Annotated in this window: 1 protein-coding gene; it reads right to left on the minus strand. The window is 50.7% G+C overall.

What is annotated here, in order from left to right; all coding sequences use genetic code 11:
- Positions 1-144: 144 nt before the first annotated feature.
- Positions 145-614 (minus strand): 2-oxo acid dehydrogenase subunit E2 (locus tag R7Q11_RS27560; RefSeq protein WP_225467156.1); only part of this gene is annotated, 470 nt, incomplete at its 5' end.

Below are 614 nucleotides of genomic sequence, written 5' to 3' on the forward strand. Positions count from 1 at the left end.
ATGAGAGGTGGTCAGGGTTTTGAAATATGAAAGAGTGAAATGAGTATGAAAATCAAACCATTAGTGATGATTGTATCTGTTCGGTCGGTGGGTTTGAATTAGTGCGTAACGCAAAAAAGGCTTCCATTCGGAAGCCTTATGTCGTTATGACTTAGTTACACTTGGCCTTTGCAGATGTTCTGCAAGCACCTTGGTAAAGCGCGCGGCTTCACCGCCGGTACAAGCTCTGTGGTCAAAGGTAATGGACAGCGGCATTGCTTTTACGGCCACGGCTTGACCGTTACGGATCACGACCCGGTCCACAATTCGTCCTGCACCGACAATCGCGACTTGCGGTGGTGAAACCACTGGTGTTGCGAAAATGCCGCCAATGGCCCCAAAGTTGGATAAAGTAATGGTTGCGTGTTGTAAGTCTTCTCGGCTGATCTTTCTGTCTCGGATGCCTTTGACGGTTTGATCGAGCCAGCGACAAACGTCTTGCGGTTCATACTCATCCGCGTGGCGAAGCACGGGGACATACAGTCCGTGACGGCTATCCACCGCTACGCCAAGATTGACGGTAGGATGAACACAGCGCGTCATGGTTTCGGCATCGAACCAAGCGTTGAGAGCTG

This window comes from Vibrio sp. 970 (assembly GCF_033339075.1).